Annotated in this window: 16 protein-coding genes and 1 riboswitch; of the genes, 14 read left to right on the forward strand and 2 right to left on the reverse strand. The window is 44.6% G+C overall.

The window, feature by feature from the left end; translation table 11 throughout:
* Positions 1–41: 41 nt before the first annotated feature.
* Positions 42–1,319 carry an FAD-binding protein gene (locus GC102_RS06760; protein WP_171688775.1) on the forward strand — a complete coding sequence of 426 codons (1,278 nt, stop codon included), beginning with the start codon at positions 42–44 and terminating at the stop codon, positions 1,317–1,319.
* A 60-nt stretch (positions 1,320–1,379) separates the two neighbouring features.
* Here GC102_RS06760 and gdhA read toward each other — a convergent pair whose 3' ends face one another.
* The gene (gdhA, locus tag GC102_RS06765; RefSeq protein ID WP_312883183.1) at positions 1,380–2,750 is read right to left on the reverse strand and encodes an NADP-specific glutamate dehydrogenase; all 1,371 of its coding nucleotides are present in this window, start codon (positions 2,748–2,750) and stop codon (positions 1,380–1,382) included.
* Between the two features lie 262 nt (positions 2,751–3,012).
* Positions 3,013–3,149, forward strand: a riboswitch (cyclic di-AMP (ydaO/yuaA leader).
* A gap of 87 nt (positions 3,150–3,236) precedes the next feature.
* On the opposite strand from gdhA, the gene GC102_RS06770 reads away from it, so the two are divergent.
* The 10 genes from GC102_RS06770 to GC102_RS06815 all read left to right on the forward strand — a co-directional run bounded on the left by GC102_RS06770 (position 3,237) and on the right by GC102_RS06815 (position 16,633).
* Positions 3,237–3,623, forward strand: coding sequence for a hypothetical protein (locus GC102_RS06770; protein WP_171688777.1), 387 nt, complete (start codon positions 3,237–3,239; stop codon positions 3,621–3,623).
* Positions 3,624–4,019: 396 nt separating this feature from the next.
* On the forward strand, positions 4,020–4,634 hold the full coding sequence (locus tag GC102_RS06775) for a PH domain-containing protein (RefSeq protein WP_171688778.1): 615 nt from the start codon (positions 4,020–4,022) through the stop codon (positions 4,632–4,634).
* Positions 4,635–5,188: 554 nt separating this feature from the next.
* Entirely contained in the window at positions 5,189–7,294 is a 2,106-nt protein-coding gene (locus GC102_RS06780) for a glycoside hydrolase family 183 protein (protein WP_216627965.1), read from the forward strand.
* A 125-nt stretch (positions 7,295–7,419) separates the two neighbouring features.
* Positions 7,420–9,102, forward strand: coding sequence for a sensor histidine kinase (locus tag GC102_RS06785; protein WP_171688779.1), 1,683 nt, complete (start codon positions 7,420–7,422; stop codon positions 9,100–9,102).
* A 36-nt stretch (positions 9,103–9,138) separates the two neighbouring features.
* Entirely contained in the window at positions 9,139–10,605 is a 1,467-nt protein-coding gene (locus GC102_RS06790) for a response regulator (RefSeq protein ID WP_171688780.1), read from the forward strand.
* Between the two features lie 96 nt (positions 10,606–10,701).
* Positions 10,702–12,675 carry an ABC transporter substrate-binding protein gene (locus tag GC102_RS06795; protein WP_216627966.1) on the forward strand — a complete coding sequence of 658 codons (1,974 nt, stop codon included), beginning with the start codon at positions 10,702–10,704 and terminating at the stop codon, positions 12,673–12,675.
* Between the two features lie 104 nt (positions 12,676–12,779).
* On the forward strand, positions 12,780–13,778 hold the full coding sequence (locus GC102_RS06800) for an ABC transporter permease (RefSeq protein WP_171688781.1): 999 nt from the start codon (positions 12,780–12,782) through the stop codon (positions 13,776–13,778).
* Positions 13,779–13,841: 63 nt separating this feature from the next.
* Positions 13,842–14,666 (forward strand): ABC transporter permease, encoded by an 825-nt coding sequence (locus GC102_RS06805; RefSeq protein WP_057303419.1) that lies wholly within the window; start codon positions 13,842–13,844, stop codon positions 14,664–14,666.
* Between the two features lies 1 nt (position 14,667).
* Positions 14,668–15,666, forward strand: a complete 999-nt coding sequence (locus GC102_RS06810; protein ID WP_171688782.1) for an ABC transporter ATP-binding protein — start codon at positions 14,668–14,670, stop codon at positions 15,664–15,666.
* A complete protein-coding gene (locus tag GC102_RS06815) occupies positions 15,656–16,633 on the forward strand; it encodes an ABC transporter ATP-binding protein (RefSeq protein ID WP_171688783.1) in 978 nt (325 codons plus the stop codon). Before GC102_RS06810 ends, GC102_RS06815 begins: the two co-directional genes overlap by 11 nt.
* Before the next feature lie 92 nt (positions 16,634–16,725).
* Here the strand turns inward: GC102_RS06815 and GC102_RS06820 are convergent, their stop codons facing one another.
* Positions 16,726–17,613, reverse strand: coding sequence for a helix-turn-helix domain-containing protein (locus GC102_RS06820; protein WP_171688784.1), 888 nt, complete (start codon positions 17,611–17,613; stop codon positions 16,726–16,728).
* Positions 17,614–17,786: 173 nt separating this feature from the next.
* Here GC102_RS06820 and GC102_RS06825 point away from each other — a divergent pair, with 173 nt between their 5' ends.
* From GC102_RS06825 to GC102_RS06835, 3 genes are all read left to right on the forward strand, one after another.
* Entirely contained in the window at positions 17,787–18,869 is a 1,083-nt protein-coding gene (locus GC102_RS06825; RefSeq protein ID WP_171688785.1) for a glycoside hydrolase family 172 protein, read from the forward strand.
* Between the two features lie 413 nt (positions 18,870–19,282).
* Positions 19,283–19,720 (forward strand): RbsD/FucU family protein, encoded by a 438-nt coding sequence (locus GC102_RS06830; RefSeq protein WP_171688786.1) that lies wholly within the window; start codon positions 19,283–19,285, stop codon positions 19,718–19,720.
* A gap of 34 nt (positions 19,721–19,754) precedes the next feature.
* Positions 19,755–21,548, forward strand: a complete 1,794-nt coding sequence (locus GC102_RS06835) for an L-fucose isomerase (protein ID WP_171688787.1) — start codon at positions 19,755–19,757, stop codon at positions 21,546–21,548.
* Positions 21,549–21,551 lie beyond the last annotated feature (3 nt).

Genomic DNA, 21,551 nt, shown 5'->3' on the forward strand with positions numbered 1-21,551 from the left:
TTTTTAATAAATCATAAATACTTTCGAAGGAGTGTGAAGATATGAAAAATATTTGGAACTGGGCTGGTAACTACAGGTATAGTGCCTCTGAACTCCATATTCCCACAAGCGTGGAACAAGTACAGGAATTAGTGGCTCGCAGTAAGCAAATAAAGGTGCTTGGCACGCGGCACTCGTTTAATAGCATCGCCGATTGTACCGAAAGCTTTCTTTCGCTTCAGAAGCTTAACCAAGTGGTAGCATTAGATACTGTACAAAATAAGGTAACTGTTGAAGCCGGAATCCGGTATGGAGAGCTTTGTGAACACCTTCATAACCATGGCTATGCGCTTCACAATTTGGCGTCGCTGCCGCACATAACTGTTGCTGGTGCATGCTCTACGGCTACGCATGGTTCTGGTGATCGGAATGGCAATCTTGCTACAGTGGTTGATTCTATGGAAATCGTTCAGGCGAATGGGGACATGGCTGTATTCTCCCGCGAGCAACAAGACATCGCAGGTTCAATTGTTGGGCTTGGAGGATTGGGCGTAGTCACTAAAATTACACTGGATGTGATCCCAACATTTCAAATGAGTCAGCATGTATACGATAATCTGTCTCTAGTGCAACTAAATGAGCACTTTGACGATGTTTTTTCCAGTGCTTATAGTGTTAGTCTATTCACCGATTGGAAGAATGCGAATTTCAATCAAGTCTGGCTAAAGCGGAAACTGACTGATCAAGTCTCAGATCAGGTGGCACCTGAGTTTTTCGGCGCGCAATTAGCAACTTCACCTCGGCATCCAGTGCCAGGACATACAGCAGAGAATTGCAGCGAGCAGATGTGCATCGCGGGACCATGGCACGAGAGATTGCCGCACTTTCGCATGGATTTCACTCCGAGTGCTGGAGAGGAGCTGCAAAGCGAGTATTTCGTGCCGCGACAAGATGCCTATCAGGCATTGAATGCACTTAATGGCATACGGGAGCATATCTCGCCACACCTTTATGTTTCTGAAGTTCGTACCATCGCAAAAGATAATTTGTGGATGAGCCCTAATTACAATCAGGATTCAGTTGCTATTCATTTTACGTGGAAACCGAATTGGGAGTCAGTCAAACAAGTGCTGCCGATGATCGAAAAGCAACTTGCGCCCTTCCGGGCTCGTCCTCATTGGGGGAAGCTGTTTACCATGCAGCCCGCTCAGTTGAAGCCGCTCTATGAGAAGCTGCAAGACTTCCGACAACTGCTCCTTCATTGTGATCCACAAGGAAAGTTTCGTAACGACTTTTTGAATAAATATTTGATCGAAAAACAAACGTCTTTATTCCGATGAAATGAACCGGAGCAAAGACGCTTGTCATAATCGAATTATTCTAGATAATTGCTATTTTCCCTAAACAACACCTTGAGCAATCATGGCGTCGGCCACTTTTGTAAAGCCTGCAATATTGGCACCTACAACAAGATTGCCCGGATGCCCGTATTCCTCTGCCGCTTGGACAGCGCTTTTGTAAATATTTTTCATAATCACATGGAGCTTATCGTCCACCTCATGGAATTGCCATGAGTATCTCATGCTGTTTTGAGACATTTCTAGCGCTGATACGGCAACACCGCCTGCATTCGCTGCCTTGGCCGGTCCAAAAAGCACACCTGCCTGCAGGAATACATCAATCGCTTCCAAGGTAGATGGCATATTCGCGCCTTCCCCCACCGCTATTACTCCGTTGCTTACAAGGATCTTCGCCGCATCCTCATTAATCTCGTTCTGTGTTGCGCTAGGAAGCGCAATGTCGCATGGGACGGACCATATGTCGTTACAACCCTCATGATAGGTTGCGGTCGGATGCTCCTTTACATACTCGCTGATTCTCTTTCTCTCAACTTCCTTCAACCGTCGAATCGTGTCTAGGCAGATCCCTTTTTTATCATAGATATAGCCATTGGAGTCGCTGCAAGCAACGACCTTAGCGCCTAGCTGTATCGCCTTTTGCATGGAATATATGGCCACATTGCCGGAGCCGGAAACTACTACGGTGCTGCCCTCGAAGCTAAGGCCCTTGGATTGCAGCATTTCATTCACAAAGTAAACACATCCATACCCAGTCGCTTCGGTACGTCCCAAGCTGCCTCCATAGATGATCCCTTTTCCTGTCAGTACACCAGCCTCGTGAGCACCGCGAATTCTCTTGTACTGACCGAACATGTAACCAATTTCGCGTGCGCCTACGCCAATGTCTCCTGCCGGAACATCAGTGTCCGGACCCATATATTTATAGAGCTCTGTCATGAAACTTTGAGTAAAGCGCATGATTTCATTATCGGACTTTCCTTTAGGATCGAAATCGGAACCGCCTTTACCGCCGCCGATCGGCTGGCCTGTAAGGGAGTTTTTGAAAGTTTGCTCGAATCCAAGAAATTTAATAATGCTAGCGTTAACGGAGGGATGAAAACGCAACCCACCCTTGTACGGCCCAATCGCACTGTTAAATTGAACACGAAAACCACGATTAACTTGCGTAATCCCTTGGTCATCTACCCATGGCACGCGGAAAGTGATTAAGCGCTCTGGTTCCACGATCCGCTCAAGAATACCTGATTTCATATACTTCGGATGCTTTGAGAGAACCGGGATCAGCGACTCTAAAATCTCCTTCACAGCTTGATGGAACTCATACTCATAAGGATTACGTTTGACTACGGTTTCGTAAACGACATGTACATATTCCCTTGCAACTACCTCATTATCCACTTGAACAATCACAACCTCATCCACCTTCACAATCAGTTATATTAAAAATGTCTAATAGTATAGTTTTACCTTATCCTGGGCAATTGAGCAATTAAAATTTACATGTCATGTAAGCTTACCTAGATGTGTTAATCAAGTGCTCATTTGGTATGAAATAAAATAACATGACATCCATGCTCCGTTACTAGGTACAAGACTGATGACATAAAAAATATAAGTAAATATTACTATTGTTTCTAGATATGTATTGGGGTAAATTGATAAAATAAGAATGAATCATACTACGCTTAATTCTTTAGATTAAAGAAGCGGGGGAACCAAGTTTTCTGGGGTGAGTACACTTTTTAAGTGTTAGGGTTAGCTTTCAACCCGAATCCGTCAGCTAACTTCGTCAGCGTGGAAAGAAAATGATAGAAATATTAAAAGTGTCCTTTATATTTTAGGACTCTATTCCCTCGCTTCCTTTTTTCGTTCAAGAGAAAAAAGGAGGAATTAGACATGTTTATTAAGAGAGTTACCAAAGAGGTGAAGAAGCTTTTTCAATTGAAAAGATCAAACACTTCTGTACAACGTCAAGATGAGATTCTTCACTTAAAGCGACGGCTGGAGGAGTTTGACATTCAATTTTCGAATTTGGCGTATCGGCCATCAGGTGTCGAAACACAGGCTTTATTGGAAATAAGCAAAACAGTCGGACAAAACAATGACTTGCTAAACCAACTAAGTTCGGAAAGTGAATTAGCAGTTCAACAATTACTAGCCAATCGCGTCGGCATTTCCCCGAAAATTTGGGAGGAACATCATAAATTTATCGTAACCATGGCTCATATTTTTGGTGGTCCGTATCCTTGTCTCAGAGAGTACATCAGAAGCAGTATTATATGATGGTTTCTAGCCGAAAAACAAAATTAAAAAGCAGCCTCTGCGAAGAAGCTGCTTTTTAGTATTGCATTAGTCGGTGATCTATGACTCTCTTATCCGGCAGTTTCATCAAGGTCTTCGTTGTAAGCCAATATTCCGCGTTTGTAAGTTCTAACAGCACGCAGCCAATTCGGATCGGTCCGGAAAGTTTTAATGCTATCGCCTATTGTGACTTGTAATTTGAGAATAGAATAAGAGCCTTGAAATAATCAGGAATCATATCACTCTAATCACTGCAATCCAACTACTTATGTAAAATCTACCATTAATGTATAATAGGGTAACACTAAGGATCGGTTTTTCTAAATCCCGAGTTGGATACCGACTTATCCTTATTTCCAAAATGAGAGGATGATTCCATTGTTCAAGAAGTTTGCGGCAGATGCATTAGGTTTAAGTGATATCGGTAAGGTAATTAGTCCGAGTGATTTCGACAAAGTAGATTCAGATGATTATGTCATGCATGAGGATGGCGAGAAGATTTTCTTCATCATTAAGTCGAAGAAAGACGAATACTGCTTTACCAACCTTGCCCTAATCCACCTTGATGGAGATAGTGCTATTAGCAGCAAGCGTATGCTGAAACGTTACAGCTACCACACAAATGCAATTTCCAAAGTGTATTTGGAAACTGCAGGAACTATCGATCTTGACGTCGAGATCAAGTTCATTATCGGTGACGTCAACTTCTCGATTGATGTGGACAAGAAGCAAATTGAGCAGATCAAAGACTTGTATAAAGCCTTAATTAAGATTTCCGAGACGGTAGCACATAACGAGGACTTGTTTGGTTACGCGAAGCAAAGCGTAGTTATTGCTAAGGAAGCGACAGGCCGTATCACAACTCAAACTACTTCCCCTGTAGCCCAATTCGATGCAATCAACGAATCTACCTACAATTGGTTGAAGAATAAGCACTCTGAGTTAAAGGTCAAGGATTTCGGTTACATTTTCGAACGCTATATCAATAACTAAATGTGACATATTTTCCGGTATAATGAAATAAAGTGTGGTGGAATGTTACGAGGGGGGCGACCGGAAACGATGCTTGGAAAATGTGTAGGTACGGGATCGAGTTGCGAAGTGTATGAATGGGGTGGCAACGACAAAGTTGTCAAACTATTTCATACAAACACGCCGTCTGAAGCCGTTCAGCTCGAATTTCGGAACAGCTCTGCCGAGAGCGATTAAGCTTAAGAGGCTGCCAGCACATAATAAAAAAGAGACTAGAAATTAATAAGTGGAACCAATTAATAAGCCTTTTAAAGTGGATTATATTCACTTGAAAGGCTTTTTTGATTGTGCGTAACCGGCAAAGTACGTATTCGTTTTCGTGAATAGCAAGAATGGATAATGAATAACAAATACCAACAAAGAAAATAGGTAAGTAGTCTGATAATATTAGCCATGTAATCGGAGAATGGTTGCGGTTACAAGGAGGTGAGCCATGCCTTGTTGAATGAAGATCGGAGAACATAGCCTCAGCAGAAAATCCGAGAGTATTTTAAAGGAGAAGGTGGCTAAGTGATATGAAGATATTTAGGAAAAAAAGCAAATTCGTAGTTCTGGTTTCAGTGGCTTCTTGCTGGATGCTTGCAGGTGCGCCGTCATTACCGGCGCACGCAGTCGTGCCGCAGGACAGCACTTTTTTCTCCACAACAGCAATCGAGTCGTCGGATACAATCAATACGGCTTCACAAGGCGATTTGTGGGCATCGTGCTGGGCAGATGACGGCCATCTGTATGCGGCCAATGGAGATGGAAAAGGCTTCACGCTAGGTTCCACCACACCTAACAGCATACCACACGCGCCACCGAACCCGGACATCGCTGTAAACCTCATTACCGGAAGCATTGGCAGCCTTAGCGGCATGACGCTCGCCACCAATAGTGCAGTTGGGCAAATTTGGAACACAAGCGGCGCCTATAACCGCAAGCCGACCGGGATGGTGTGCGTGAACGGAGAGCTCTATTTGGCCGTACAGGATTTAAACCTCGACTTCAATGACGCGCCGAATGCGACGATCGCGAAATCGACAGATCACGGTTCGACTTGGACATGGAACACAGCAGCTCCGATGTTTAACAATCATACATTCACTACGATTATGTTCCTTGACTATGGACCCAATTCTGCTTGGAACACGTTCGACAATTATGTATACGCTTACGGGCTCGACAATAACTGGCGGGATTCGTTCGACAATACGGTGTCCGATCCCAACAAGCTGTTCCTCACAAGGATACCGAAGTCGAGTATCCAGAATCTTACGACCTGGGAATTTTATACCGGGGACTTGAATGGTAACGCGACCTGGTCGAGTGATATCAACCTGCGCAAGCCTGTGCTTCAGGACGACCGGCGCATATACGTCAGCACCCGTGACTCCGCCCATCCTAGCAATACGTCTGTCTTATCTCAGGGCGGCATCGTCTACAATAAAGCATTAAATCGTTACCTGTATACGTCTTGGACGGAGTACACGTTCGAGTTCTATGAAGCGCCGCAGCCCTGGGGCCCGTGGAAGAAGTTCATGACCAAAGATTTTGGCGGGTACCCTTGGTCGGATACGAAGAATGGCGGCTACACTACGGTTATTCCTTCTAAGTTCATTAGCGCGGATGGCAAAACAATGTACGTGCAGTCTAATACTTTCGTGGGCGGAGCAACCAACTATAATTTCTCACTGCGCAAGTTCGTCGTAGAGCCATACGTCTCGACGACGGCGGCGAACGCGAAAAGCGACACAACCAACTTGGCAGCTCCGGCAAACGGCACGAAGCCTATCGAGAAGGTTGCGCATTACGGTAATACACAATTCTACAACGACGGCAGCACCACGCAAAATGAGGATAGTTGGGATCAAGAGAACAAGACGACAGACTGGTGGGGCTATACGTGGCCTCGGAATTACAACATGAACAAACTCGTCTACACAACCGGACAAATGTTTAGCGACGGCGGCTGGTTCAGTGGCGACTTGAAGGTGCAGATACGCCGTAACTCGCAATGGGTAGACGCAACGAACGTGCAAGTCGGGCCAAAATACCCTTATAACAATACAGCCGGTCCGAACAAGACGTACACGTTTACCTTTGACGATACATGGGGTGACGGCATTCGCATCATCGGTACGCCAGGAGGCAGTGCAAAATTTACCTCCCTCAGTGAATTGGCGGTCTACTATGCGAGCGGCGTTGTGCAGGACACGGGCTTTGAGAACCAAACTAGCGCAGTGGTTTCTGCGCCCTGGACAACGGATGGGCCTGATAATAAAGGCATCGACCGGGGCATCGGTTTAGCGCACAGCGGGGCGAACAATGCTTGGATCCATACTTCTTCAACGAATTGGAACGCCCTTATGCAGCAAGTGAACGTGCTGCCGAACACCAATTACGTGTTGAAGGGCTGGATTCGGAACTCGAACAACTTCACGGGCGGTTTCTTCGGCGTACGCAATTCATCAGGAGGCGTCATTAGCGAAGTTAATTATGGAGGTTTACTGAATTATACGCAGCAAACAGTCTCCTTTAATTCTGGTTCTAATACATCTGTTACCCTATTCGTCGGCTATTGGGCACCGGGGATTGACTCATGGATTCAAGTCGATGATATCATTTTGGAAAAACCATAACAGCGAGTGTTTTCAGACAAACTTCCAAGGGGCTTCTCTTGGAAGTTTTGTTCAGTTCGGCTAAATCTTTATTTGATAAATGGGATTACAATTTGAGTATGAACCTTTTTGCAAAGGAGAATGGCATGCATACTTCGCTCAAGTCGAAGATCATCCTATTTTTTATGCTTTTTTCGAGTCTTATCTTACTGTTGCAGATCGGGATATTTCAGCATTGGATGGGCGCCATTATTTTAAAAAAGTCGGACACCTATTTTCAAGAAACCGTTAATCAGGTTGGAAAACGGGTGGAACTTCAAACGAAGCAGTTTATTAATTTGGCAGTGGGGATGAGAAATAATCAAGTTGTGAAAAATTATTTATCGGATCTTAAAAATCATACGATTAATTACAATATCGCCAAATACAAAATCAGTAATGAAATATTAAGAACAACCAATATGGAATGGATAGACAATATCTACATCTTTCCAGTCAGCTCACAGCCGATTAATTTATACTATTCGACTGCTGTTTTTGAAGCGGATGATACGATTATAAAGTTGTTAAATGAGGGTTTCAAAAACAATCCAGATGAAATGGTATGGACGGATTTACAGTCGGAACCGTATTCCTTCTCCGCCCTTTGTCTGATTCATGAAAAAGATCGTTTGGGCATACTCAAAATTAGTCTGAATGAACTCCTTTTTAGTCAGATATTAGATGAAGTGCATCTGGGAAAGGAAGGGAATGCTTATCTTGCCAAAGATCATACGATCATTTACGCGAAAAATCGGGAGTTCATTGGAAAACCGGTGTCCGTTCTGGACAATATGCTCAGTTCCCAAGTGGAATATGAGCTCGAGGAAAAGGGGTGGAAGATCATTGGCGCTGTGCCTCAAGCCGAAATTCTACATCAAATCGACCAATTCAATCGGATTTTTATTTTCATGGTCATCTGTATTCTAGCGGCTATTATGGCATTCGCGATCGCTACGGCACAGGTCGTTTTGCGGCCTTTAAGAAAGATCATGAGAGGGATGGAAAGTGTTCAGCAAGGTAACTTACACGTTGTTCTGGATCATAAAAGCAATGATGAATTTAGAACGATCTTCTTTCATTTCAATTACATGGTAGAACGTATTAATAATCTGATTGAAACGATCTACCAGCAGCAGACTCATCATAGGAAAGCGGAATTATTGAGCTTACTCTCCAAGTTAAATCCTCATTTTTTGTACAATTCGTTAGATATGATTTATTGGAAGGCCATTATGAGAGAAGAAGAGGAGATTGGAGGAAGTATTGTTGCCCTCTCCAATATTCTCAGGTACTCGATATCGCATAAAAATGAGTTTGTGACAGTGACTGAAGACATGGAACAGTTAGCGAACTATTTGATGATCCAAAGAATGAGATATGAAGATAAATTGCAATATAAATTTGAGATTCAACATGAGATAGCGGACTATAAAATTCCTAAGCTGGTCATTCAACCATTGGTGGAAAACGCGATTAAATATGCCTTCCAGGATATGAAGCATGATGGAATTATTCATATTCGGGGTTATATGGATGCGGATGGTTTGTATTTTGAGGTGACCGACAATGGGATTGGTATGTCAGAGGGGAAAATTCAGATGCTCTTGTCTACTTGTGAGTCTGTAAGCGAGGAAGCGGGGTTGGGGATCCAACTCGTTCATCAAAGAGCGAAGTATATGTATGGAGAGGAGTATGGAGTTTCTATTGTAAGTGTAGTCGGAAAAGGAACAACAATTAAAGTGAGACTGGGCATAAAAAAAGAAATGAATCTGGCGGCAGTAATGTGAGCGCTATCATTAAATATAAAGAGGGGGAACCTTTATATGCTCAAAATGATGCTCGTTGATGATGAGAAGACCGTTTTACAAGGAATCTCACATATTTTGAACAAATATTGCCCGAATTACGAAGTAATAAGCATGGTTCAAAGCGCTGCGGAGGCACTGATCATTCTACAAGATGTTTGCGTCGATGTCGTGATTACGGATGTGAAAATGCCTGATATGGACGGAATTGAACTTACGAAACAGATTCGGACGTTATACCCGCAAACCGAAGTGGTTGTTTTGAGCGGATACGACGATTTTGAATTCGTCAGACAGACAATGAAGAACGGGGCGTATGATTATTTATTAAAGCCGTGTCACTATCAGAGCATTTTGGACATTTTACGTAAGCTTGAAGAAGGTATCGTGCAGCGTGATAAAAAAGCGGCTATTTCGGACGAGCAAGAATGGTTCGAAAAGTATACCGATTACGATAACCTAAAAATGGCCGTTGTTTCTGTTCAAGGGTTCATAGATTCGGGATTTATGGAGCATCTCAAACAAGAATTAAAGAAAGGAAATATGCCGAAGGAATATGTTGAATGTATCGCGGTTGATCATCATTACGTAATCCTTTTTCAACATTCCTTAGATGTATCCGCAGTAAGGCAACGATTTTACAGCTATCGTCAAAGCTTGTTCCAGAGAGGTTATTCCACGAATTGGGCCGTTGCCGACTGCCATCGAGGCACAGTGCGCTTGAAACAAACGTTTGATTTTTGTGTGGAAATGATTGACTTTCTACAATTCAATGAAATGACCATCGTTTTGGATGTGGAGATGTACCAGAAATATGTGGACAAGCAAAAAACACAGCATTTTAGTCATTATTTTTCAAGCGAGACAGTGGGGAAATATTTACTGAATGGAGATTTCGAAAAATTAAGTCACTATCTGGAAACGAAGTGGAGTCAACTGTCTCACAGAGACTCTTTCTGGGATCCGAAATTACTGAAGAATGAGGCAGTGAAAGAAGTACTGTATTTGGAACATCAATTGATGGATCATGGACTTCAACCTATTTGCGGGGAATTTGCGGATTATATTGAAAAAATCAATCTGCTGCCCACAAGCCGTGCGTTATTGGATTGGTTGAAAAATATGATCATGAACATCGTTACGAATTTGCATGTCGAAGGGCCTACGCCTCAGTACATTCATGTTGTGAAGAAATATATTGAAACTCATTATATGGAAGATCTATGCTTGAAGACGGTTTCGGACACCGTATTTCTGAATCCATGGTATTTTAGTACCCAATTCAAGAAATATATGAATATAACTTTCAGTGAATATTTGAATCAAGTGAGAGTGCGTATGGCAAAGCAATTTTTAAGACAAAGGGATTTAAAAGTGTATCAAGTGGCAGAAATGGTAGGTTTTCAAGATGCTGCTTATTTTAGCACCGTGTTTAAAAACGTTGAAAATATGAGTCCCAAGGATTTTCAGAAAACGGTTTCATAAAAGTGCTAATGCTTTTAAAAGAAATCAAAGATTATTAAAATTTTTAATTTTGCACAACTGATACAATCTAATAAATCGTACAAAGGAGGAGTCGAAGTGAGAAAAAAGCAAGGTTTTATCAGCTTGGTTTTAACATTAATGCTGCTGATGAGTGCATGCAGTGAAGAAGCGACTAATACGCAAGAGCCTGCAAGTACGGACTCGGGTAAACCAATGGCAAGTGCAGCTGCAACAGCTGCAAGCACTGTGGGCGACGGGAAAATGACCGATGTCGGTACGCCAAGAAATCAAACACTGATTGTCGACATTTTGAGCGGTAAAACCGCTGACCCGGATCTGGTAAATCCATACGTGCCAGGTGCGGTGCCGATGGATGCCGGGTTCCATCAATTGATTTTCTCAAGCTTATGGGAAATTAATACGGAAAAAGGGGAACAAATTCCTGACTTGGCGGCGACATTTCCGGAGCCTCTGGACAACACCAATACGAAATTCAAATTCAAGCTGCAAGAGGGCTTAGCTTGGTCCGATGGTGTGGAATTCACGGCAGATGATGTTGTGTACACATCAGACATGATCATTAAAACGAAAGAACTCGGATACAGCGGTTATTACGCGAGCCTCGTGAAAAGTATGAAAGCTCTAGATAAATATACGATTGAGGTAGAAACGGTTAACCCTGAAACCAGATTAGCCCAAAAATTAGGTGTAGTCATCTGGGGAACTGCATTCCGAGTCATGCCTAAACATATTTGGGAAAAAGAAGATCCGACGAAATTTAAGTTCAAGGATCCTGTCGGTCTCGGACCGTATACGTTGAAATCACGTGATCCTCAGGGGAACTGGTTCCTCTATGAGAAACGCAAAGACTGGCAAAAGAGCGATATCGGTAAAATCGTTGGCGAGCCAGGCGCGCAATACATCCTGTTCAAGTTTTTCGGGCCGGAAGAAAAACGGATCATCGCATCCATTCAACATGACATGGACATTCTGCAGGATATTACGCCTGAGAGCTGGGACGTACTCCGTCAAAAGAACAAAACGGCTCTTGCCTGGTATGAAAACTTCCCTTACGCAGATATGAACGACCCTTGTGAACGAGGTATGTCTTTTAACGCCTCGAAAGCTCCATACAACAATAAGGACGTACGCTGGGCGATGGCTTTAATGACGGATATCAAGAACGTTTCCTTGGCTACCTTCGGCGGGATGCTGAGAGTTTCACCAATCCAACTGCCACCGATCTCTGTGCTGCAAGAGAAATACCACAAGCCTATGTTGGGTTGGCTTAAAGATTTTCAACTGAGCGACGGTTACAAGCCTTTTGATGAAAGCTATGCGACAGACATGGTGGAAATGCTGAAGCAGCAAGGCATTAAAGGTTTGCCGACGGATACGAAAGAAGCTGTAAACACCTTTGGAGTAGGTTGGTACAAATACGATCCTGCCGAAGCCGGTAAATTGCTTGAAAAAGCCGGATTCAAGAAGCAAGGCGACAAATGGTTGAAACCTGACGGCACGCCATGGAAAGTGACGATCAACGCACCTGCCAACTTTGAAGTTCAATCCATGCGACTTGCATTTGCGGTAGCAGACAGCTGGAAAAAGAACGGCATTGACGCAAATGTACAACAAATGGATGGTGCTACATTCTGGGATAGCGAATCTACTGGCGCATTTGAGGTTGGTTCCTATTGGCCGGCATGCGGATTGCTGCCTGACAGCACCGCTAACTTCCAAGGATGGCATAAACAATACATTGTTGATAACGGAAAACAAGCGCCAGGTAACCGCAATCGCTGGGCCAACGACAAAGTAAGCTCATTGATCGACGAGTTAGCCAGCATGCAAAGCAGCGACCCTAAGGTGATTAGCCATATTACTGAAATCAATAAGGAATTCGTTAAGGGTATGCCGTTCATCCCTATGTTTGGTACCTCGAAGTTCGTACCTGTCGATACGTATTATTGGACTGGTTTCCAAACATCTAAAAATGCATTTGAAGGTCCGTGGTGGTGGTGGTCACAGTTTAAATACTACACGCCTCACTTCAAGCCTACGGGTAAGTAAAGCCTTATTTTCCAACATAGGTCGCATACCGGGCCCGTTTGGCTCGGTGTGCGATTTTAGCCTTGCCATTGGATCTAGATGTTAAACGAGGGGAAGTGACTCCTGTGGGATTTTATAAGTTTTTGCTATCTAGAGTAATAACGTTTGTACTCGTCATTTTTATTGGCATCACAACGGTATTTTTTGTGCCGAGATTTTTGCCTTCTGATCCCGTGGAAGCAATGATCGGTCGAATGACTTCCAAATCGGCTTTTATGGAACCGACAGCAGTTGAGTCCATGCGTAAAACATTAAACGAATCGTTCGGTTTGCAAGGGTCGATCATGCAGCAATATTTCGGTTTTATCAAAAGAGTTGTTTTTACCCATGATTTCGGACCGTCCCTGGCTAATTACCCGACACCGGTAAACGAGCTGATTGGCCGTGCTTTGCCGTGGACGATGGGATTGCTGCTTATTTCCACACTCATTTCTTGGCTTATCGGAAATGCCATAGGTCTCTTGTCAGGATTCCGCAAAGAGAAAGCGTACTCCAAAGTGCTGGAAGCCATTTCTATCGCCTTGTATCCAATCCCATATTATATATTTGCATTAATTTTAATCATGCTTTTTGCGTACATCATTCCCATTTTTCCGCTTTCTGCGAATTTTATGGGGAAAGGTTTTTCCTGGGAGCATATAAAGAGTCTGCTTGTTAACTCGGCACTACCGGCGCTTTCCATTGTTTTAGTTGGAACCGGCTGGTGGGTCATTAGTATGAAGACGTTGTCTGCAGGCATTGCAGAAGAAGATTACGTGCATTTCGCCCGCTTGAAAGGGCTGAAAGAAAGAAAAATCATGACCAAATATGTGCTGCCCAATGCCGCTTTGCCTCAAGTTACAATGCTCGCGCTGCAACTCGGGAGCATTTTTAATGGCGCATTGATAACGGAATTTTTATTCGGCTATCCGGGCATAGGAACTTTAATCTTTGGAGCCATTTTGCAATCAGATTATAATTTAATCATGGGTACAATTACCATTTCGATTATTGCTGTGGCAGGCGCGACATTTATTATAGATTTCTTGTATCCGTTCCTGGATCCACGGGTGCGTTATAAGTAGCAAGCGGATGGCGCTTTGCGGTGAAGCCAGTTTTGCTCCGCAAAACTCTCAGGAGGAAATGACATGAAAAATTGGAACTTTCGTTTGAAAACCGGGGTGTTCATTTTGGGGATCTTTCTGATTTTAGGATTCATCCTCCCCCTTTTCCACTCGGGCAACCCCACCGAGTGGGGGACATATCCGAAAAACTTAAAACCGAGTTCGGCACATTTTTTCGGTACGACCAATCTTGGTCAAGATACATTTTGGTTATTGGCTAAGTCTATACAAAACTCCTTTATTATTGGGATTATGGTTGCCTTTTTCGCAACGGTGATTGGCGCGCTGCTCGGTCTCTTAGCAGGATTTAAAGGTGGATTTCTCGACAGATTGATTACGCTGCTTACGGATTCTTTTATCGTGATACCCTCCCTGCCCATACTGATTCTATTAGGGAGCTTGATGAAAGGAAGAGCCTCGTTATTTTACATCGCTCTAGTTTTAATTATTTTTAACTGGCCGTGGCCAGCAAGACAGCTTCGTTCCATGGCATTATCGTTGAGTGAGAGAGAGTTTATCAATACCGCTGTTTTTTCAGGTGCAAGCACAATGAAAATTATTATGAAAGAGATATTTCCCTATGTTGCGGGATGGTCTGTTGCCAACTTCGTCAATACGATCCTGGTTGCCATAGGCTCCGAATCCGGTTTGGCCGTAATCGGAATGTCCAGCAACGAAAAAGCTACACTGGGAACGATGATCTACTGGGCAAACCAGCATCAGGCTATGTTAGCTGGACGATGGTGGTGGATCGGTTCGCCAGTAATCGCAATTGTTCTGATCTTCATTGCACTGTTCCTAACTATGACGGGATATCAGCAATATTCTGCGTTAAGGAGGGGGAAATAACATGCTGCGATTAAAAAACGTAAGCGCACAATACAACATGCTGACCGAGTACGTAAAAGCCGTGGACCATGTCAATTTTGAAGTTCGAAAAAACGAAATTTTTGGCATTGCGGGTGAGTCGGGATGCGGCAAATCGACATTGTTGAAAGTCATGTGCGATTTGATCAACTATCCCCTGGAAATTTCAGAAGGCTCAGTGGAGATCCACTCGACAGATAAAAATGGCAATCCGCTGGTTTATAAAAACGGCGACATCCACAAAAGTTGGTGGAAGATCATTTCTTATGTACCGCAGGGTGCGATGCACGTAATGAATCCTGTAACCAGAATCAAAAGCCAGTTCTTCGACGCAATCAGCAAATACCATGATAAAAAGAACAAAAAAGAGCTGGAAGCCGAAATTGCGGCCTATTTGAAAGAATTGGAGCTTTCGCCTGAGGTGTTGAACGCTTATCCCCATCAATTAAGCGGAGGGATGCGGCAGCGTGTATTGATTGCACTGGCTACGTTTCTCCATCCGGAAATTGTACTGGCTGACGAGCCGACTACCGCACTGGACGTTATCGTCCAAAGAGGAATTTTGACCATGCTGTCCCGCGTCCAAAAGAAAATGGGGAATTCTATGGTCATCGTATCCCATGATATGGGTGTCCATTATCAAATCACGAATCGAATGGGCATTATGTATGCTGGGCAAATGATCGAAGTTGGACCGACGGAGCAGATCTTTACTAATCCCCAGCATCCGTATACCAAAATGTTAATTAACGCATTGCCTAAGGTAGGTGACAACAGTCAGAAGGAAGGAATTCCAGGCACGCCTCCTAGTTTGAAACAGCCCCCTGCAGGATGCAGGTTTGCTGCAAGATGCCCTGTTGCTATGGACTTATGCCGCACAAGGGAACCGGCTCGATATGAGGTTGGGGCCGGTCATTTTGCCAACTGCCACTTGCTGAGTGATATGGATATTGCCGCGGAGGTGGAGAGACATGGCGCATAATCGTTTGGAAATCAATAATCTCTCACGGCAGTTTAAAATCGGCGGCATGCTGTTGGGCAAGAAAATCGTAGCTGTAGACAAGATCGACCTGAAATTGCCAGGCGATAAACCGCAAATTATGAGTATCGTAGGCGAATCCGGATGTGGGAAAACGACACTGGCCAGAATGATTCTGCGACTTCAGGAACCGTCATCAGGCGAGATTAAGATAGATGGAATCCCTTTGTCTTATTACGACAAACGAAAAAACCGAAAAGAGTTCCTAAAGAAAGTACAACCCATTTTCCAGAACCCCTTCACCTCATTCAGCATGAGAAAAACGGTGGACACCTATTTATTTGAGACGGCATTGAATCTAGAGATTGCCAAGAATAAGCAAGAAGCCCAAACGGTTGTGAGTGAAGTCTTACATTCAGTTGGGCTTGAACTTGACCATATTAGAGGGAAATATCCAAATCAATTTTCCGGTGGAGAGCTGCAAAGGATTTCTATCGCGCGTGCATTGATTCCTAAACCGAGTTTGATTGTCGCCGATGAACCTGTAGCGATGATTGATGCTTCTCTACGTATGAATATTGTGAACTTGTTTAAAAAGCTCAAAGACGAGTACAAGGTTAATTTTATTTACATTACGCACGACCTTTCAACTGCCTACTATGTTAGCGATTATATTGCGACGATGTATCGCGGGCAATTAATTGAGTTCGGCGATGCGAAACTTATATTGAATAAGCCATCACATCCGTATACGGAATTATTGTTAGATTCAATACCAAGAGTGGGAAAGAAATGGAATGAAGATATCGTGCTTCCTGATATGGAAGACAAGGAGTACAGGCTTGACGGTTGTAAATTTGCAAATCGCTGTTCGTATGCCAAGGATATTTGCCGTTCGATGAGTCCCCAAAAGGTCCATCTCGAGAAGGAACACATGGTTCTTTGTTTTAAGCACAATGATTACAGCTAAATGGTCTGAAAAAACGGCTGCCCCGATAGGTCTTCAGACCTTTCGGGGCAGCCTTTAAGTATTAATGATTTGAAGCGGGTTTGGATTCGCCACTAGACACCTGGGTACGTCTGCATGAATTGCCTCGGTGACACGCCTTCTGACTGTTTGAATGCCTTACTGAAGGCGAAAACGCTGCTATAGCCGATCTTTTCGGCGATGGATGTCAAGGAAAGCTGGCTGTAGATCATGAGTTCCTTCGCTCTTTCAAACCGGTATTTCATTTGAAATTGATGGGGGGAGAGTCCAAATTTTTGCTTGAACAGTCTTGAGAAATGGTAAACGCTCAGACAGGCTATTTTTGATAAATCATCAAGACTGATAGGCTGACCATAGTTTTCTATGATGTGCGTAACGGTGTTTTCCAGAGCGGTTTGATGAAGGATAAACGGGGAACTCGCGGCCGGGTCCAGGCCTTTCAAGATCAGATAAAGGATTCTAAGCGTCAGGGATTTTTGAAGGATCGGGAAGTCTGTATCACTTCTTTCGTAGGCATGAATTAATTGAATCAGGCTTAGATGAATCTCACTGTGATTCTTAATCCGTATAACATCGGGAATGTTTAAAATATGGCCAAGCACGTCCGGACGAATCCATGTAGTCTCGATTTCCTGACATTCGGTCTTCCTTTTGAAATTGATGGGAACATCCTCAAAATTGTCGTAGTACAGCACATCGAAATGAATGTGCGGCATCCAGCTTTCACCGGCTGACCCTAGAAATTCATGTTCCTTTCCTGGTTTAAAAAGAACGATATCGCCCGGCTCAAGGGTGTAGACCGTTTCTTCAATCCGGACACTAAGTACGCCTCGTTCCAAATACAAGAGCTCATAATCGAAAATAATTCTTGGTTTCATCTTCATCACAGGTACACGATGGTTCCACGCTCTGCGTACGTTCGGAGAGAGATGCATGAGGAGATTTTTTTTATCTGTTTCCATGAAAATCTTCGCCTCCACTAAAGCAAGAATGGACATGTTTTAACAATTACGGGCAAAGCATAGGACGGACAAATTTGATACGATTATTACGGTAAACGTTTACATTATATATGGGTTAACAGGTGGAGAGCAAGAGGTAACCCCAAATTAAAAACGGATAGGAGAGAGACGGCATGGTTATGTTTAATGGTTTGGATATGGGAATGGGAAGTTTGGCGAGATTATCGAATGCCAAGACTCGATCCATCAGCGCGGAGAATTTCCAAGGTGACAATGGAAAAGGAGGCATGGCGGTAGAGGGAACAGGCGCCGATTGCGCAAGGGATTTGGGCATCGGCTGGAAGTTGTCTCCATCGGTTGAGATTGAGGCTGGAGCGATTTTTACAATGGCGGAAATCGAAGGGCCGGGAGCCATTCAACATATATGGTTAACCTGCTTCCCCAGTCATTGGCGCAACCTCATTATCCGTATGTACTGGGATGAGGAGACGGAGCCTTCCATCGAAGTCCCGCTCGGCGACTTTTTTTGCAATGGCTGGCAGGAACGATGTAATGTCAATTCGATTCCGATAGCTGTCAACCCGGCAGGGGGAATGAACAGCTACTGGTTAATGCCTTTTCGCAAATCTGCCAAGATTACAGTTGAAAACCTTGAACCGGAAAAGGTTGTCCTGTATTACCAAGTCGACTACACGTTGACTGAAGTACCGGAAGACATGGCTTATTTGCATGCGCAATGGAGAAGAAGCAACCCTGTTCCTTATAAGGGTGTTCATACGCTTATCGACGGCGTGAAAGGCAAAGGGCATTACGTGGGCACTTACTTGGCTTGGCAGGTCAACAATGCAGGCTGGTGGGGAGAAGGAGAAATTAAATTCTACATGGACGGTGACGATGAATTCCCGACGATATGCGGTACCGGAACCGAAGATTATTTTGGCGGGGCTTGGAATTGGGAACAGCCACAAGGGCAGTATGGCACGTATTCGACACCATTTCTGGGGATGCACCAGGTCATTAAGCCTGACGGTCTGTACCGCAGCCAGCAGCGCTTTGGCATGTATCGCTGGCATGTGATGGATCCGATTCGTTTCGAGCAGGAGCTAAAGGTGACGATCCAAGATTTGGGTTGGCGTTCCGGAAGAAGATATTTGCCACAGCAAAGCGATATTGCCTCTACTGTGTTCTGGTATCAGGCTGAGCCTCATGCGAAGTTTCCTGAGCTGCCAGGGAATGATGAACGGGAAGTCATTTAATGATCCAGCCCGATTGGACGGATCGTTTGGCTGAGCTAGGCATGGACAGGATATAGCAAATAGATTGGTTACAAACTTTGAAGGCACAATTCAGACCACCTGTTAGGACTATTCATATCCTTAAGGTGGTTAATTGTGTTTGGGTTCATGAAAACAACGCAGGATTATGGAGTTTTCTTTGCATTTGTATATCCCGCGAATATTTCAGTATAAGTGCAACGAAAGTGGAGATGTAACGGGAAATTTTTTAGGCGGGGGAGACTATTTTTGTTCTCGAAAAATGCGTGGGATGAATAAGCAAAATGTGGTTGACAGACGAAGGTTTGCGGATTTAGAATGTGTGTAAACGATTACGTAATCGATTACACATTAGTAAATAAAACTTGCAGCTGTAAGAAGAGAGGTTGAGAATCTTGTTAAAAGGGATACCGAGTCTTATATCACCCGAGATGCTTAAAATTCTCATGGAGATGGGACATGGGGATGAACTGGTTCTAGGCGACGGCAATTTTCCTGCGGCCAGTTGCGCCAAGCGATTAGTAAGGGCAGACGGGCATGGAATTTCCTCGTTTCTTGAGGCTGTGCTTAAGCTTTTTCCGATCGATACTTCAGCTGATGCCGTCACCGTCATGCAAGTAGATCCCGGCGACCCTGTTGTGCCTGGCATTTGGGAAGATTACAAGCAAATTGTTCAGCGTGCCGCGAATCTACCTGTTCCAATCGTGGCGTTGGAACGTTCCGCTTTTTATGAGCGATGCAGAAATGCTTATGCGGTAGTGGCTACCAGTGAAAGCGCCTTATATGCCAACGTAATGATAAGAAAAGGTATCGTTACATCAGATGATCAGTAACACACTAATTTCAAAAGAGCTGGAGTGATCAATCATGGAAAATGTTAAAGTTGAAAATCGTTTGCAAGGTTCTATGCCCAAAATTGGCATTCGTCCTGTCATTGATGGAAGAAGAGGGGGGATTCGCGAATCGTTAGAAGATGTCACGATGGATATGGCCGTTACAGTGGCTCGTTTCTTGAGCGACCATTTGAAACATTCGAACGGGTTGAATGTGGAATGCGTAATTGCTGACACCTGTATCGGCGGTGTTGCGGAGGCTGCACTGGCAGCGGAAAAGTTTGCCCGCGCGGGCGTCGGGGTAACGATCACAGTAACTCCTTCCTGGTGCTACCCGACTGAAACGATGGACACGGATCCTCATATGCCCAAAGCGATCTGGGGCTTTAATGGAACGGAACGCCCTGGGGCCGTATACTTGGCTGCAGCATTAAGCGCTCATAACCAGAAAGGACTGCCTGCATTCAGCATTTACGGCAAAGATGTGCAGGATATGGGAGACAATTCTATCCCTGAGGATGTGCAGGCCAAATTGCTGCAATTCGCCAAATCGGGTCTTGCCGTGGCAACGATGCGGGGAAAATCCTATCTATCAATGGGATCTGTATCGATGGGAATCGCAGGGTGCATCGTGGACGAGAACTTCTTCCAAAATTACTTGGGCATGAGAAACGAGTACGTGGATATGAGCGAATTCGTGCGTAGAATGGATCGCGGCATTTATGATCAAGATGAGTTTGAGAAAGCCCTTGGGTGGACCAAAGAGAACTGTCAAATCGGCCAGGATGTGAACCCGCCTCATCTGACAAGAACAGATGATCAGAAGCAAGGCGATTGGGAGACTGTGGTGAAAATGACGCTCATTGCCCGTGACATGATGGTGGGCAATCCGAAGCTCGCACAACTGGGTTACGGCGAGGAAGCGCTCGGCCGCAACGCGATTGCAGCGGGATTCCAAGGCCAACGGGCTTGGACGGATCACTTCCCGAACGGTGACTTCATGGAAGCGATTCTGACCAGCTCTTTTGATTGGAACGGCATTCGCGAGCCGTTCATGCTTGCGACTGAGAATGATACGCTTAACGGAATTACGATGCTTTTCGGTCACCTCTTGACAGATAGCGCACAAATTTTCGCTGATGTGCGCACGTACTGGAGTCCGAATGCGGTGAAGCGCGTAACGGGCCATCAGCTGACAGGAGCGGCAGCAAACGGAATCATTCATCTCATTAACTCCGGCCCTGCGGCACTGGATGGAACCGGCAGACAAGAGAAAGACGGAAAGCCTGCCATGAAGCCGTTCTGGGAAATCACGCAGGACGAAGTGAAGCAGTGTCTGGAAGCGACGCAGTGGTGCCCGGCCGTTGACTTCTTCCGCGGAGGCGGATATTCCACCGACTTTACGACACGCGAAGGAATGCCGGTTACTATGGCTCGAATTAATTTGATCAAAGGGCTTGGCCCCGTTCTTCAACTTGCCGAGGGCTACACGGTTGAGCTCCCGGATGACGTTCATGACAAGCTCGACCAACGTTCGAATCCAACATGGCCGACGACATGGTTCGTTCCGAACCTTACGGGCGAAGGTGTCTTCAAGAGTGTTTACTCTGTGATGAATAACTGGGGTTCCAATCACGGCGCGCTCAGCTACGGCCACATTGGAGGCGATTTGCTTACGCTGGCATCTATGTTACGCATTCCGGTTTGCATGCATAACGTTCCGGAAGATCGAGTTTTCCGCCCGAGCACGTGGACCGCATTCGGCGTGATGGAACCTACAGGTGCCGATTTCCGCGCATGCGCGAACTTCGGACCGTTATATCGTTAACTA

This window comes from Paenibacillus germinis, assembly GCF_013141785.1.
Taxonomy (GTDB): Bacteria; Bacillota; Bacilli; order Paenibacillales; family NBRC-103111; genus Paenibacillus_E; species Paenibacillus_E phytorum.

Bases quoted from the DNA above. Each gene is read 5' to 3' on its own strand.
- GC102_RS06805 (WP_057303419.1), top strand. From the start codon at position 13,842: ATGAAAAATTGGAACTTTCGTTTGAAAACCGGGGTGTTCATTTTGGGG.
- GC102_RS06760 (WP_171688775.1), top strand. From the start codon at position 42: ATGAAAAATATTTGGAACTGGGCTGGTAACTACAGGTATAGTGCCTCT.
- GC102_RS06815 (WP_171688783.1), top strand. From the start codon at position 15,656: ATGGCGCATAATCGTTTGGAAATCAATAATCTCTCACGGCAGTTTAAA.
- GC102_RS06825 (WP_171688785.1), top strand. From the start codon at position 17,787: ATGGTTATGTTTAATGGTTTGGATATGGGAATGGGAAGTTTGGCGAGA.
- GC102_RS06780 (WP_216627965.1), top strand. From the start codon at position 5,189: ATGAAGATATTTAGGAAAAAAAGCAAATTCGTAGTTCTGGTTTCAGTG.
- GC102_RS06770 (WP_171688777.1), top strand. From the start codon at position 3,237: ATGTTTATTAAGAGAGTTACCAAAGAGGTGAAGAAGCTTTTTCAATTG.
- GC102_RS06785 (WP_171688779.1), top strand. From the start codon at position 7,420: ATGCATACTTCGCTCAAGTCGAAGATCATCCTATTTTTTATGCTTTTT.
- GC102_RS06835 (WP_171688787.1), top strand. From the start codon at position 19,755: ATGGAAAATGTTAAAGTTGAAAATCGTTTGCAAGGTTCTATGCCCAAA.
- GC102_RS06790 (WP_171688780.1), top strand. From the start codon at position 9,139: ATGCTCAAAATGATGCTCGTTGATGATGAGAAGACCGTTTTACAAGGA.
- GC102_RS06810 (WP_171688782.1), top strand. From the start codon at position 14,668: ATGCTGCGATTAAAAAACGTAAGCGCACAATACAACATGCTGACCGAG.
- GC102_RS06820 (WP_171688784.1), bottom strand. From the start codon at position 17,613: ATGGAAACAGATAAAAAAAATCTCCTCATGCATCTCTCTCCGAACGTA.